Raw genomic sequence first — 13,070 nt, forward strand, 5'->3', positions numbered from 1 at the left:
AGCTACCTCGCCGGCCTCCACCTCCGCGCCGCAATGATCTGGATCGACGATCTCCTGAAAGCCGCCAACTGATCACGACATCACACACGCCCTAGGGGTCCATACCAATCCTTCGGACGGTATCGCAAGGTCGATGTTGACGAGCGAATCCCTCAGCCCCCGCCCATCCTCGAACCCCGACCACCGAGATGGACCCAGGTCAGAAGTTCCGCTAGAGGCGGCCCCTTTACCACGTGTTGTGTCATGGGAGGCTCGTAGTCACGCCACCCGGTCAGGCGTACCTCGCCAGACCCAAAAAGTCACCTGCGGTTCCGTCAGCTCATACCGCTCCAGGAGAAAAGCCCGGTGCCGCAGCGAAGATCTCGCCGAAGGACTCCGCGACGGCGTCCAGGACGGTGGGACTGGGCGCGGTCTCTACGATGAAATCCGACTCGGCGCGCAACTGACGGACCAGTTCCCCGTCTCGGTCTTCCAACACGCTGGGACGGACCCGCGCGAGGTGGTCCCACATCAGCAGCGCGAGCCTCAGCCAGTTGTCGTCCTGGAGATGCGTCCACGGGTAGTACGCGCGATTGTGGCCAAGAGCGTGTCAGGAACGACACCGATCCTCTACGGTTCGGTGGCGGCGGTTGCGGCGGTGGGAATCCCGAGGTCGACGACGTCACGGTCGGCAATACGGCCGTCCAGCTTGATCTTTAACGTCCCTCATCGAAGGGCGTGTTGCGAAAGTAACGTCGTCAGTCGCCGTTGAAGACGAGGTACCGGTGCGCCTTGCGCTCGATCTGAGCGGCCAGGGCAAGGATTGCGTGCGCCGCTTCGGTTTCTTCGGCGGCTGAAACTTCGGTCAGGCCCTGGAGTTCCGGGATGAGGACCCTGAGCTGTGACCGGTTGAACACGGTGTCGTCGTAAGGATCGACGCACCCAAGCAGGGGGAGGCTCTGGCTCGCTGCCTGCGCGCACAAGGCAGCGATGGCAGGATGCACGCACGTGGCTTCGACCGCACCCGTGAATGTCCTGACCTGCACGCTGATCCCCATGCAGGCACGGTAATGGTCAGGAGTCGCAGCCGGCGAAGGATTTACCGCGGTCAGAGCCACTCGTTGACCACGGCGATGAGGACGGTCGCTTCGTAGCGGACCGCGAGCTTGTCATACCGGGTCGCCACAGCACAGCACAGCACGGTGCCGACGCCGCGCGTGCCCGGGATTCGGTCGATGAGGGCCTGTACGAGGTCCGGGTCCGCGCGCCGGTCCCCGAGGACCATGACGTCCGTGTTGATCGTGTCGATGGAAGGATCGCTCAGCGGTACGGCCGACAGGTGGTGGAATGCCGCGGTGACCCGGGGTTCGGTCAGGAGGGGGCCGAACCCTTCCCAGGGCACGGTAATGATGACGGTGTCGTCGGCACGAGCGGTCTCGGCGTTGCAGAAACCTGGAGCAGGCCCTGACGGCGCGCTCAGCCCGGACCGGGCCGGGCCCAGCTGCGCCCATCGCTCCAGCGCCGTGCCCGTCCTCTGCGGGCGCGGCGTGAACCGCCACACGCTCATCGGGTGGGCGAGTCGCTCACGGCACAGGCGAAGCGCCGCGGCTCCTCGCAGTCCACGACCGTGGCTCGCCATACGTCTCCGCGGCAACGGTGGGCGTGTCCGCGCAGACCTGTCCCGTCCACTCCATGACCTCGGGCTCCCCCTCTCACCTACCTGCATAGTTGCTTGTAAAGACTTGCTGCCGCAAGGTCCGCAGCCCCCCTGCCTGCTGAGTTTCGTCGAAAGACTCGTACCATCGGGGCATGAGGCGTACGTCGTTCGCGAACTGGCCCTGCTCGGTGGCCCGGACCATGGACCTGCTCGGTGACTGGTGGACCCCCCTGGTACTGAGGGAGTCGTTCTACGGGATCCGCCGTTTCGACGAGTTCCAGCAGGAGCTGGGCATCGCCCGCAACACCCTGTCGGAGCGGTTGCGCAGGCTGGTGGAGGCGGGACTGCTGGAGAAGCACGTGTACGAGACCCAGCCGGTCCGCCACGAGTACCTGCTGACCGAGTCCGGCCGCGACTTCTACGGCGTGATCCTCGCCATGACGAGCTGGGGCGACCGTTGGCTGTCGGACGAGGCGGGACCGCCGGTGATCACCCGGCACGAGGCTTGCGGCCACGACGTCCACGGCGAAGTGGTGTGCTCCCACTGCAAGGAGCCGCTCGCCTGGGAGGACGTCACACCACGCCCGGGCCCCGGCTACCCGGCCAAACTGCTCAGCCGTCCGGACATCCGGCGGCGGTTCAAGCTGGACGAGGCGATGGAGCCGACGAGCGCCGCGGACTGACCGCCGGCCGGTCGGAAACCCGGCTCGGGCTCGGGCTCCGGGTCTCGAGGAGACGGTCCGCGATGGCGTCCAGTTGCCGGGCGGACGTTCCGAGCAGTGCGCGCCTGGTCCGGGCCCGCTTGAGCAGGACGTGCGCGCTCGCCTCCCAGGTGAAGCCCATGCCGCCGAGTGTCTGCAGGTTGTCGGCGCTCGCCGCGTCGGCGGCGTCGCCGGCTGCCTGTACGGCGAGGCTCGCGGCGTGCGGATCGCCGGTCGCCGCCGCCCAGTGCAGCAGCAGTCGCGCGGCGTCGACCTGGATGTGCCGGTCGGCCAGGGTGTGCTTGACCGCCTGGAACGAGCCGATCGGGCGCCCGAACTGATGCCGCTCCCTGGCATGGGTCACGGCCGCGTCCACGCACTGGCCCGCCAGGCCCACCAGTTCGGCCGCGAACAGAGTCCGGACCGCCGCGAGAGTCCGGTCACCGAACCGGCCTGGTCCGAGTACATGGGCATCGACTGAGGCCAACTCGATCGCGGCGATCCGCTCCACGACGTCCAGTCCGTCTCGGGCCACCCGCCGCACGCCGGGCCGGTCCAGTCGTAGCGAGACCAGTGCCCCGCCCGCGACGGCCAGCAGCACGTCGGCGTCCGTGCCGTACGGCACGGCGGTCAGCGACCCGCTCACCCGGCCGTCCTCCAGACGCAGCGTGTCGGTCCGGTGCCGGCCGGCGACCGAGCGGGGGAAGGTCTCCCAGGCCGGCACCACCAGCAGCGAGCCGTCGGTGATCCCTTTCAGCATCTCGGCTCCGGGGCCGTTCCCCGCGTCTCCGTGAGCCCCGGCCAGCACCGCGGCCGCGACGGCGACCGGCAGGTACGGCACGGGCGGCAGCGTGGCCCCGGCCTGCTCGGCGACGAGCGCGGCCTCCAGCAGACCGGCCCCCGCCCCGCCCAGCCGCTCGGGGACCGTCAGCCCCAGCAGTCCCAGACCGGCCAGTTCCCGCCACAGGTCCGGGTCGGGTTCCGGGGTCGGGCCGAAGGCGGGCGGGAAGGCCCCACGGCGCTCGACCAGAAGCCGGTGCACGGTCCGGGTCAGTTCACGATGCTCGTCGGTCAGGGCAAAGCGCATGGCCGCTCCTCGGAGTGCCGGAAGTTGACGGCTGATGACATTGACGAGTGAGTCTATCTACGCAACTGTGGAGATCCGCAAGGACTTCTTCACGGGAAGGGCCTCGATGGATCTGCAGGAATCCGCCGGCATCGCGCTGTTTCGCGCCTCAGTGCGCGAGTTCATCGCCCGGCTCGTACCCGGCGACTGGCAGGGCATCGGCGCCCTCGGCCCGACCGGGCGGCGGGACTTCACCGCCCGAGCGCGTGAGGCGCTGGCCGAGCGGGGCTGGGTGGCACCGACGTGGCCGGCCGAGTACGGCGGCGCGGGGCTCGGACCCGCCGAACAGATCGCGCTCGGGGAGGAGTTGGTGCGGGCGGGGATCCCGACCGGCGCGGAGAACGACACGTTCGGCATCAGCATGCTCGGCAACACCATGCTGCAGCACAGCTCGCCCGAGCTGTGCAGGCGATTCCTGCCGCGCCTGGTCTCCGGCGAGTACGTGTTCTGCCAGGGCTTCTCCGAGCCCGGCGCGGGGTCCGACCTGGCCGCGCTCGCCACCCGCGCGGTCCGCGAGGGCGACCGGTGGGTGATCAACGGCCAGAAGCTGTGGTCCTCCTCGGCGCACCTGTCCAACTGGATGTTCGTGCTGGCCCGCACCGACCCCGAAGCATCCCCGTACAAGGGCCTCAGCCTGCTGCTCGTGCCGCTCGACCAGCCCGGCGTGGAGGTCCGCCCCATCCGCAATCTCACGGGTGAGACCCACTTCCACGAAGTGTTCCTCACGGACGCCGTCACCGACGCCGATCTCGTCGTCGGCCAGGAGGGCCAGGGCTGGCCGGTGGCCATGACGCTGCTGAACTTCGAGCGCGCCGACACCTACGTCCTCATGCCGATCAGGCTCCGCGACGAGCTGGACCGGCTGACCGACCTGATCGTCTCCCGCGGGCTGAGGGACGACCCTGATATCCGGCAGCGCCTCGCCTGGTGCCACGTCCAGGTCGAGCAACTGCACTGCCAGAGCCTACGGCTGGCCACCCGGCTCGCCGGCGGACACGAGCCCGGTCCTCAGGCCGCGGTCGTCAAGCTCCTCACCAGCGAGTACCACCGCAAGGCCACCGAACTGGCCATGGACGTCCTCGGACTCGACGCCCTGACCCCCACCGGCGACCCCTCACCGAACTGGTACTACACCGACGACGCCGGCGCACCGAACTCCTCGGCCTCCTGGACCAGCGTCTACCTCAACGCCCGCGCCGCCACCATCTACGGCGGCAGCTCCCAGATCCAGCGCGGCATCGTCGGTGAGATGCTCCTCGGCCTCCCCAAGGAACCCCGTCCGCGGCCCGCCGCCGCGCCCTGAGGCAGCACGCCGGCACCGGGAGGGGCAACGGAACGCTGGTCAACAGCCAGACATGCGCCGAGTGCAGTCACCGGGCCGGGAAACGGGCGCCCCAGGGTTCCTCTTCCAGGAGGAGCCCATTGGCCAGGTAGCTGATCGTGCGGTACCAGCCGGCCAGAACGAGAAGTTCGAGCAGCTGGCCATCCTCGTAGTGCACACGCAGGGCGTCCCAGGCAGCCTGCGAGAGCTGCGCCGTGTCGTGCAGTTCGTCGACCGCGCCGAGCAATGCCGCATGGTGTGGCGGCCATGAGACGTTCGCCGCAGGATCGGTGTCGGTCGTTGCCTGAAGCTGTTCGGGGCCGAGCCCGGCCTGCCGGGCGAGGGTTGCGGTGTGTACACCCCACTCGTAGGAACAGCCGGTGCGTGCGGTGACGCGGGCGATGACGAGCTCTCGGTCGACGGCGGGGAGGCTGCCGTGTCCCAGGAGCCCGGCGCCCAGGGCGAACATACGTGAAGCCAGTTCCGGGTTGCGGTGCAGGACGCGGAACAGCGTGAGCGGCTCGTGCGGCACGTCGGGGGGCATCCACCGGCGGAGTGCCTGGTCGACAGTGGCCGTGTACGGCGGGGTGAGCGGTTCGATGCGCGGCATGCGATACCCCCTGCTTCGATTTTCGAATCAGTATCATGCTTCGAGAAGCGAAGCGCAAGGAGTGGGCAATGGGAGCCGAAGCGCCACGGCCTGGTGTGCCGGTGCGGGGGTCCGAGTCGGGCCGTCCGGTCATGGCCGCACTCGATCTGCTCGGACGGCGTTGGACGATGCGCATCCTGTGGGAACTGAGTCAGACACCGGCAGGCTTCCGCGAGCTGCAGCGCCGATGCGAGCGCATGTCCTCCAGCGTGCTCAGCACCCGCCTCGACGAGCTGACCGGCGCCCGCCTGCTCACCCTGCACGGCGACGGCTACCACCTCACGCCACTCGGTCAGGACCTGGTCGAGGCACTGAGCCCCCTGGACGCCTGGAGCCGACGATGGGCAACGGAAACGGACACCGCCACGGCCGAGGGTTGAAATGGCCGAACGCGGCAGGTCCGGCCGCCCGGGTACGGCTCGGACATGAGCGATGCCGAGTGGGCCCTGGTGAAGGATCTGCTGCCGGTTCCGGGCTGGCCGGCGGGCCGTGGCGGCGGACCGGAGAGTTACCGCCACGCAGATGATCGACGCGGTGCGCCACCTCGTCGACAATGGCATCAAGTAGCGGGCGACGCCTGTCGCTTCCCGCCCTCGCCGCGCGTCTACGTCTTCTTCACCCGGTGGCGGGACGCAGGGCTCGTGGGCGAGTTGCACGAACGGCTGCGGGAGGCTGGCCCCGCCGCCGAAGGCCGCAGTCCGGAGCCGAGTGCGGCCGTGGTGGACTCGCAGCCGGTGAAGGCGGACGCGATCAGCTCCAGCACGGCCCCCGGCACAGCAACACGGCCAGGGGCCGATATCTCTTGCCCGGTCACAGTCCCGGACACCCGCGCAACCCCCTCGCCCTCACCCTCGCCCTCGCCCTCACCCTCGCCCTCGCCGTCGCCGTCGCCCTCGCCGTCGCCGACACCTTGAGACACCACGGTCTGCCCGCCCGCGCAGCACGGAACACCGCCGTGATGGAGGCCCTGCACGCTCTCTGGGGCAGGTCTTACGGCTACCCCGTCATCGATCCTGTTGCTGTGAGCTCTCGGCGAAGGGTGTGCTCGGGGACGCCGCCGCGGCCGGTGGGGACGTGCGTGCGGCGATGGCGCGGGCGAGGAACGGCTGGGTGATGGCCAGGGTGAGACAGGCGCCGGACATGGCGAGCCACAGTGTGGTCGCTCCCTTGTACTGCAGCAGTTGGGTGCCGGCCACGGGAGCGAGGACCCCCGCGATTCCCCAACTCGTACCAAAGACAGCCATGTAACGGCCGGTACCGCCTGTCGGGGCAAGGTCGGCGACCTGGGCATACACGCGGCCCATGAGGACGAGATCGCCCAGGCTCCACACGATGGTCGGCACGAGATGGGCGCCCAGGGTGTGCGTTACGCCATATCCGGCCAGGCCCACCGCGAGCAGCGAGTAGCCCGTGGCGAAGGCGGCAGGTGTGGACAGGGCGGCGATCGGCTTGAGACGCAGCAGCGGTTGTCCGAGGACGATGGTGAGGGCTGAGGTGGTGAACAAGAGTCCAGCGTCGGCGGGTTGCAGGCCGCGGTGAGCCATCGAAAGGGGCAGGGTGATCATGATCTGGAGGTAGACCAGCGCGAAGAGCGTGCCCGAGGCGAGTAGGGCCATCAGCGTGGAGTCACGCCATGGAGCGACGTTGTCGGCCTGATTTGGGGCGCGGCTGGCTCGCGCCGGGTCGCCGGGCAGGACACGCTGCACCACCAGCGCGCAGAGCAGGCAGGTGACGGCGTCGGCGACGAACAGCCACCGCAAGTCCCATCGCCCCAGACCCGCCGCGATCAGCCCGGCACCCATGCCGGCCGCGGCCGGCGCGGCGTTGAGCAGGCTGTAGGCGCGCACATGCTCGGGGGCGCCTACAGCATCGGCGATCATTGCCTGGCTCGGCGGCTCGTACAGTTCGAAGACGAGACCGAGAAGCACCACGAAGGTGACGGCCATGACCAGGCTGTCGGCGGCGGCGATCCCCAACTGGGCCACGGCGCAGCCCACCAGTCCGACGACGATGGTGCGGCGCCGCCCCACACGGTCCGACAGACGCCCGCCGACCAGCCGCGAGGGAACCGTCGCCAGGCCGAAGGCGGCCGAGACCAAGCCGGCGGTCGCTTCGCTCGCACCGTACTGGGTGGCGATCAGCACTGTGAGAAAGGACAGCGAGAACGCCCCGAGCCGATTGACCGCGCGCGCCGCGATCAGCCACCACACCGCGCGTGGCAGTGGCTCTCCAGCTGACAAGAAACACATCCAGCCACCCTGTCCATCACTGACGAATTGCATAATGACAGTCACGCACGCTAGATCCGAGGGAGTGACCGGTCAAGTGATGTTCGACAGTCACATCGCGACGCTGTTGGAAGTTGCCGCCTCGCTCGTCAACGAGCTGACGGACGGCTCACGGCGCGGGAAGACCTATGAGGCACCGCGCGATGACGACCTTCCCGACGCCGTTGTCGCGGCCCTCCCGCCCGGCGGCCTCAGCCGCGAGGAGGTCGAACCGGAGCAGGCCGCCTACCTGGCCCGCACCGCCGAACAGTTGCGCCACGTCTTCGCCGCCGTCGAGAGCGAAGACCTCGACCAGGCGGCGAGCACCCTCAACACCCTTCTGCGCAACACCGGCGCCCGCCCGCAGCTGGACCACACCGCCGGGGAGCCCTGGCAGGTCCACTTCCACGGAACCAGTGACACCCTCGCGGTGGGCTGGAGCGCCGGATGCGCCACAGCCCTTGCCCTCGCCATCGGCAGTGACCTCGTCGGACGCCTCGGCGTCTGCCAGGCCCCAAAGTGCGATCGGGTCTACGTCGATACGTCACGCAACGCCGCCCGCCAGTTCTGCTCCACAGCCTGCCAAAGCCGAGTCAAGGCAGCCGCCCACCGGGCGCGCAGAGCCGGCCGGGAATGAGGCTGGCCCACTCGGAAGAGCTCCGCATCCGAACGGTTCTCAGTCGCTCACTCAGCTCCGGGTGGTTGCCGCCAGGAATCGAGAAGTCGTACCAGCCAGTCGGTGCGGGTTCGGCGGGCTGTGGCGGAGATGTGTGCTTGCGGGTACAGGGCGTCGAAGCCGTGGAAGCCGCCGGCCCAGACGTGGAGTTCGGCCTGTCCGCCGGCCGCCCAGATTCGGGTGGCGTAGTCGGTGTCCTCATCTCGGAAGACTTCCGCGGAGCCCGTGTCGATGTAGGTGGTGGGCAGGCCCGAGAGGTCGTCGGCCAGCGTGGGCGAGACGTAGAGGGGTATCTCGTCGTGGGGGAGGTCGCCTAGGACGGCACGCCATCCGAACGCGTTCATCTCGCCGGTCCACACGCCGGGCACGCCGGTGTACTGGCGGCTGGAGATGGTGGTGTCGCGGTGGTCGAGCATGGGGCAGATCAACACCTGCGCGGCGATCGCCGGGGTGTGGAGGTCGCGCGCCAGCAGGGTGAGGCCGGCGGCGAGGCCGCCACCCGCACTGGCGCCGGCGACGATGATCCGGGCGGGGTCGATGGCCAGTTCGGCGGCGTGTTCGGCAGTCCAGAGCAGACCTTGGTAGCAGTCGTCGACGAGGGTGGTGCCGGTGGCTTCCGGTGCGAGCCGGTAGTCCACGGAGACGACGACCGCGCCGAACCTGTCGAGCCACTCCAGCGGAATGTCGATCTGCGAGAAGCGGTCGCCCATGACCATCCCGCCGCCGTGGATCCAGTAGACGCAAGGCGCGGCGGCGGCGCGGTCAAGGTGCGCGGGGCTGAAGACCGACAGCCGGATCCGGGCACCGTCCCTGGCCGGCACGGTGATCTCGCGCCGGTCGACCTGCCGGTGTGCGAGGAGCGTGTCGACAGGCTCCGGGGCGAGCCGGCGCAGTTGCGCGAGAGTCTCCAAGGTGAGCCGGGGCATGAGGGGCATGTCGGCCAGCAGCTCGCGGAGTTCGGGGTCCAGGGCGGGGCGTGCCGGGGTCATGGTCAGGAGCCTTTCGTGGGGATGGTGCCGGGCGGTTGGACGAGGGCGGGGTTGCGCAGCGACCTGGGCGGCAGGAGGGCGTGGATCTGTCCGGGGTTCAGAAGGCGGCCTTGCCGCGGACCGGGACGTAGTCGGTGTACTCGGACTCCTTGGCCAGCAGCCCTTCGACCTGGGCCACGATGGCCTGCGCGGCGTCGCCGGCGAAGACCCGGTGGTGGTCCTCCTCGCTGGTCCACCCTTCACCGACATGGACGACGTCGGGGTCGGACGCGGAACGGGAGACGAGGTAGACGACGCAGTGTTCGCTCGCGCCGGGGCTGCCCTCGTTCAGACCGCTCAGCAGCAGGTCGACCAGCTGGTCTCCCATCCCGGTCCTGGCGGTCAGGGTGGCGTTGAAGCCATATGCATCGATCATGGAATTCTTCTTCCCTGTGGTGGAGTGCGGTGACTCCATTCAATCGCTCTGACCTGCGAGAATGTTAGAATGATGCTCGCCGACACTTGCATAATCCTCGCGGATTCGGGAGTGCGGTGGCGGAGGGTGCTGCAATGGACGCATGCGCCTCGAAGAGCTCCGCACCCTCCTGGCTCGGCATGCCCGGCCCGACTGGACCACCGCCATCGACGGCGTCCTCATCTCGAAGGTCGACCGGCCGGATCCACCGGCGCCCTCCATGTCCGGCACGGTGCTGGCGGTCATCGCCCAGGGCACCAAACGCCTCGCCCTGGGCGACAGGGTCTATGAGTACGGCCCCGGCCAGTACCTGGTCGCCTCCGTCGACCTGCCCGTCACGGGGCAGTTCACCCAGGCCGATACCGCGCAGCCGGCCCTCGGCTTCGGCCTCACCCTGGAGCCCTCCGCCGTCGCGGAAGTACTGCTGCAGGCCGGACCCGGCGACCTCTCCCCCACTGGCAAAGGCATTCCTTCGGGAATCGCCGTCAGCGACGCTTCGGCCTCGCTGCTCGATGCGGTGGTCCGGCTGCTGCGCCTGCTCGACGAACCCCGCGACCGGGCCGTACTCGCGCCGCTGGTCAAGCGCGAGATCCTGTGGCGGCTGATCACCGGCGAGCAGGGTGCGACGGTACGCGAACTCGGCCTGGCCGACAGCGGCCTCAGCCACATCTCCCGGACCGTACGCTGGATCCGCGAGCACTACGCGCAGCCCTTCCGCGTCGAGGACGTGGCACGCATGTCCGGCATGAGCGTCTCCGCCTTCTACCGCAACTTCCAGGCGGTGACCGCGATGAGCCCCATCCAGTTCCAGAAGCAGATCAGGCTGCAGGAGGCCCGACTGCTGCTCGCCACCCACCCCGGCGACGTCACCGGCATCGGCCGGCGCGTGGGCTATGACAACCCCTCACAGTTCAGCAGGGAATACCGCCGCCAGTTCGGTGCGCCCCCGAGCCAAGACGCCGCCCGCCTACGCGGCACCACGCTCACCCCCGTGACCATCCTGCCCTGAACAATCCGGCACACAAGCGAGGATCGTGCAGGAAGAGGCGAGGATAGTTCTACTGTTTCAGCAGGTCAGAGCGATTCAATGGAATCACCGAACCCCCGGGCTGAGCAGGAAAATGCTTGTCCGGCCGGGGATCCCATCCCATCGCAAGGATCACCATGAAGACCGTTCTGATCACTGGTACCTCGTCCGGATACGGACGGGCGACAGCCCTCCACTTCCACGCCCAGGGGTGGAACGTCATCGCCACGATGCGCACCCCGCGTCCCGGCGTGCTGCCCTCCACGGACCGGCTGCGCGTCGTCGCACTCGACGTGACCGAGCCCGACAGCATCACCGCCGCACTCGATGCAGCCGGCCCCGTCGACGTCCTGGTCAACAACGCGGGCGTTCCCTCGATCAGCGTGTTCGAGGGCACCCCCATGACCCGCGTCCGGGAGGTCTTCGAGACCAACACCTTCGGAGTGATGGCGATGACCCAGGCGGTGCTGCCCCAGTTCCGCGAGCGCGGCTCCGGAGTAGTGGTCAACGTGACCTCCAGCGTGGTGCTGGGCCACATGCCGCTCTCGGCGGTCTACAAGGCAAGCAAGATGGCCGTCGAGGGGTTCACCTCCTCCCTCGCGCTCGAACTCGCGCCGTTCGGCGTGCAGGCCAAGACGGTCGAGCCGGGCGCCTGCCTGACGACGAACTTCGCCGCCACGGCGACGCAGGGCGCCCCACTGGACGAACTGGTCCCGGCGCCCTACGCGGCCTGGGCGAAAAAGGCCATGGGCGAGTTCACGGGCCAGGACCTGTTCACCACGGAGAGCGACGTCGCCGAGGCAGTGTGGCGAGCCGTGCACGACACGACCGGCCAGCTCCGGTTCCCGGCCGGTCCCGACGCGGTCCGGCTCGCCCAGGCAAAGTGACGCGGGCAGAGTCGTTGCCACCGGCGCGTCGTCCAGCCCCCGCGGGAACGACGCACCGACGGCTCCCGGCGGACGCGGCGTCACACGGCGGACTGAGCCCGCATGTCCATGAGGGCATGGCAACGCTTCAGATCCTCGGCCCCGGACACCCGTGCCCGAAGCCCCAGTATCCGATGACCTGCTGGCGAACGCCCTTGCTGCCCTACTAGAATGATGATGATCATCACGTAAGCCTTCCCGGTGCGGATCTCGATCCGCCGGGGAGGCTTTTTTCATGCCCGGGGCCCGCCTACCCCGGCACTGGTGGACCCGCTTCGGGGTGCTCGCCCCGCCGAGCGGCCTGAACACGCTGCGCCCACCCGTCGGTTCCCCCTTCCCAGCCCACAAGAGGAGATCCATGTCATGAGTCCACGAACGAACACCGCGGCAGCCACGGCTACTTGGCAGCTTGGTGACCTGACCGTCAACCGCATCGGGTTCGGCGCAATGCGCCTGACGGGTACCGCGCCCTTCGATCGTGGCATGCCGCGTGACAGCGATCGGTCGATCGGCGTGCTCCGGCGGGCAATCGAGCTCGGCGTGAACCACGTCGACACCGCTGCGTTCTACTTCTCGGCGACGTGCTCTGCCAACGAGCTGATCAACCGGGCGCTGACGCCCTACCCGGAAGATCTGGTCATCACCACCAAGGTGTGGCCGAACCGCGATCCCTCGGGCGAGTGGTGGTGGGCCGCGCCGGAGCAGCTGCGCGGCCAGGTCGAGGAGAACCTCCGCCAACTGGGCCGCGATCACCTGGACGTGGTGAACCTACGCGTGCCACCCAGCCGACGAACCGGCTCGATCGGCGAGCACTTCGGCGCGTTGGCCAAGCTGCGCGATGCCGGGCTGATCCGCCACCTCGGCGTCTCCAACGTCACGTCCGAGCAACTGACCGAGGCCCGGACCATCGCCCCGGTCGTCTGCGTACAGAACCCTTACGGGATCGGTGCGTCGAGTGAGGACCGGGCACTCCTGCGGCTCTGCGGTGAACTCGGCCTCGCCTTCGTCCCGTTCTTCGCGATCGCCGGTCGCGGGCGCGAGGCGGGTCCGGCCGCTAGTGACAGCGAGGTGGTGTACGCCGTCGCCCGCGCGCACGGCGCGTCCGTCGCGCAGGTCCGGCTGGCCTGGACCTTGCAGCAAGGGCCACATGTGCTGGCGATTCCAGGGACCGGTGATCCGGACCACCTCGCCCAAAACATGGCGGCCGGCGCACTGCGCCTCTCGAAGGAGGAGATGGCACGCCTCACCTCGCTGCGGCCAGCCGACGCATAACGGGCCGTTGCCAGCAGGAAGCCGCT

16 protein-coding genes are annotated in these 13,070 nt (G+C 69.0%); 7 read left to right on the forward strand and 9 right to left on the reverse strand.

The window, feature by feature from the left end; genetic code table 11:
- Window positions 1–319: 319 nt before the first annotated feature.
- From ACFYW8_RS43255 to ACFYW8_RS43265, 3 genes are all read right to left on the reverse strand, one after another.
- Window positions 320–478, reverse strand: a complete 159-nt coding sequence (locus tag ACFYW8_RS43255) for a hypothetical protein (RefSeq protein WP_389093045.1) — start codon at window positions 476–478, stop codon at window positions 320–322.
- A 259-nt stretch (window positions 479–737) separates the two neighbouring features.
- On the reverse strand, window positions 738–1,037 hold the full coding sequence (locus tag ACFYW8_RS43260; protein ID WP_389093050.1) for a hypothetical protein: 300 nt from the start codon (window positions 1,035–1,037) through the stop codon (window positions 738–740).
- Window positions 1,038–1,087: 50 nt separating this feature from the next.
- Window positions 1,088–1,618 (reverse strand): hypothetical protein, encoded by a 531-nt coding sequence (locus ACFYW8_RS43265; RefSeq protein ID WP_389093054.1) that lies wholly within the window; start codon window positions 1,616–1,618, stop codon window positions 1,088–1,090.
- A gap of 170 nt (window positions 1,619–1,788) precedes the next feature.
- Between ACFYW8_RS43265 and ACFYW8_RS43270 the strand changes: the two genes are divergently transcribed.
- Window positions 1,789–2,319, forward strand: coding sequence for a helix-turn-helix domain-containing protein (locus ACFYW8_RS43270; RefSeq protein WP_365881188.1), 531 nt, complete (start codon window positions 1,789–1,791; stop codon window positions 2,317–2,319).
- Here ACFYW8_RS43270 and ACFYW8_RS43275 read toward each other — a convergent pair.
- Complete coding sequence (locus tag ACFYW8_RS43275) at window positions 2,276–3,424, reverse strand: acyl-CoA dehydrogenase family protein (protein ID WP_389093059.1); 1,149 nt, start codon at window positions 3,422–3,424, stop codon at window positions 2,276–2,278. The genes ACFYW8_RS43270 and ACFYW8_RS43275 overlap by 44 nt on opposite strands.
- A gap of 67 nt (window positions 3,425–3,491) precedes the next feature.
- Here ACFYW8_RS43275 and ACFYW8_RS43280 point away from each other — a divergent pair, with 67 nt between their 5' ends.
- Window positions 3,492–4,766 carry an acyl-CoA dehydrogenase family protein gene (locus ACFYW8_RS43280; RefSeq protein WP_389093062.1) on the forward strand — a complete coding sequence of 425 codons (1,275 nt, stop codon included), beginning with the start codon at window positions 3,492–3,494 and terminating at the stop codon, window positions 4,764–4,766.
- A 67-nt stretch (window positions 4,767–4,833) separates the two neighbouring features.
- Here ACFYW8_RS43280 and ACFYW8_RS43285 read toward each other — a convergent pair whose 3' ends face one another.
- On the reverse strand, window positions 4,834–5,394 hold the full coding sequence (locus ACFYW8_RS43285; protein WP_389093067.1) for a carboxymuconolactone decarboxylase family protein: 561 nt from the start codon (window positions 5,392–5,394) through the stop codon (window positions 4,834–4,836).
- Between the two features lie 68 nt (window positions 5,395–5,462).
- Here ACFYW8_RS43285 and ACFYW8_RS43290 point away from each other — a divergent pair, with 68 nt between their 5' ends.
- Window positions 5,463–5,813: a winged helix-turn-helix transcriptional regulator gene (locus ACFYW8_RS43290; protein ID WP_389093071.1), complete on the forward strand. Its 351-nt coding sequence runs from the start codon at window positions 5,463–5,465 to the stop codon at window positions 5,811–5,813.
- 224 nt (window positions 5,814–6,037) lie between these two features.
- Here ACFYW8_RS43290 and ACFYW8_RS43295 read toward each other — a convergent pair whose 3' ends face one another.
- Both ACFYW8_RS43295 and ACFYW8_RS43300 read right to left on the reverse strand, forming a co-directional pair.
- Window positions 6,038–6,352 (reverse strand): hypothetical protein, encoded by a 315-nt coding sequence (locus tag ACFYW8_RS43295; protein WP_389093077.1) that lies wholly within the window; start codon window positions 6,350–6,352, stop codon window positions 6,038–6,040.
- An 85-nt stretch (window positions 6,353–6,437) separates the two neighbouring features.
- Entirely contained in the window at window positions 6,438–7,715 is a 1,278-nt protein-coding gene (locus ACFYW8_RS43300; RefSeq protein WP_389093172.1) for an MFS transporter, read from the reverse strand.
- A gap of 46 nt (window positions 7,716–7,761) precedes the next feature.
- On the opposite strand from ACFYW8_RS43300, the gene ACFYW8_RS43305 reads away from it, so the two are divergent.
- Window positions 7,762–8,337, forward strand: coding sequence for a CGNR zinc finger domain-containing protein (locus ACFYW8_RS43305; protein WP_389093081.1), 576 nt, complete (start codon window positions 7,762–7,764; stop codon window positions 8,335–8,337).
- 47 nt (window positions 8,338–8,384) lie between these two features.
- Here the strand turns inward: ACFYW8_RS43305 and ACFYW8_RS43310 are convergent, their stop codons facing one another.
- Together ACFYW8_RS43310 and ACFYW8_RS43315 are read right to left on the reverse strand one after the other, a co-directional pair.
- The gene (locus ACFYW8_RS43310) at window positions 8,385–9,365 is read right to left on the reverse strand and encodes an alpha/beta hydrolase fold domain-containing protein (RefSeq protein WP_389093085.1); all 981 of its coding nucleotides are present in this window, start codon (window positions 9,363–9,365) and stop codon (window positions 8,385–8,387) included.
- A gap of 97 nt (window positions 9,366–9,462) precedes the next feature.
- Window positions 9,463–9,780, reverse strand: a complete 318-nt coding sequence (locus ACFYW8_RS43315; RefSeq protein ID WP_389093090.1) for a putative quinol monooxygenase — start codon at window positions 9,778–9,780, stop codon at window positions 9,463–9,465.
- Window positions 9,781–9,922: 142 nt separating this feature from the next.
- On the opposite strand from ACFYW8_RS43315, the gene ACFYW8_RS43320 reads away from it, so the two are divergent.
- The 3 genes from ACFYW8_RS43320 (at window position 9,923) to ACFYW8_RS43330 (ending at window position 13,044) form a co-directional block, all read left to right on the forward strand.
- A complete protein-coding gene (locus ACFYW8_RS43320; protein WP_389093094.1) occupies window positions 9,923–10,828 on the forward strand; it encodes an AraC family transcriptional regulator N-terminal domain-containing protein in 906 nt (301 codons plus the stop codon).
- A 155-nt stretch (window positions 10,829–10,983) separates the two neighbouring features.
- Complete coding sequence (locus tag ACFYW8_RS43325; protein ID WP_389093098.1) at window positions 10,984–11,733, forward strand: SDR family oxidoreductase; 750 nt, start codon at window positions 10,984–10,986, stop codon at window positions 11,731–11,733.
- A gap of 402 nt (window positions 11,734–12,135) precedes the next feature.
- Window positions 12,136–13,044, forward strand: a complete 909-nt coding sequence (locus ACFYW8_RS43330) for an aldo/keto reductase (RefSeq protein ID WP_389093104.1) — start codon at window positions 12,136–12,138, stop codon at window positions 13,042–13,044.
- Window positions 13,045–13,070: the final 26 nt, after the last annotated feature.

The sequence above is a fragment of the Streptomyces sp. NPDC002742 genome, from assembly GCF_042888885.1.
Classification (GTDB): domain Bacteria; phylum Actinomycetota; class Actinomycetes; order Streptomycetales; family Streptomycetaceae; genus Streptomyces.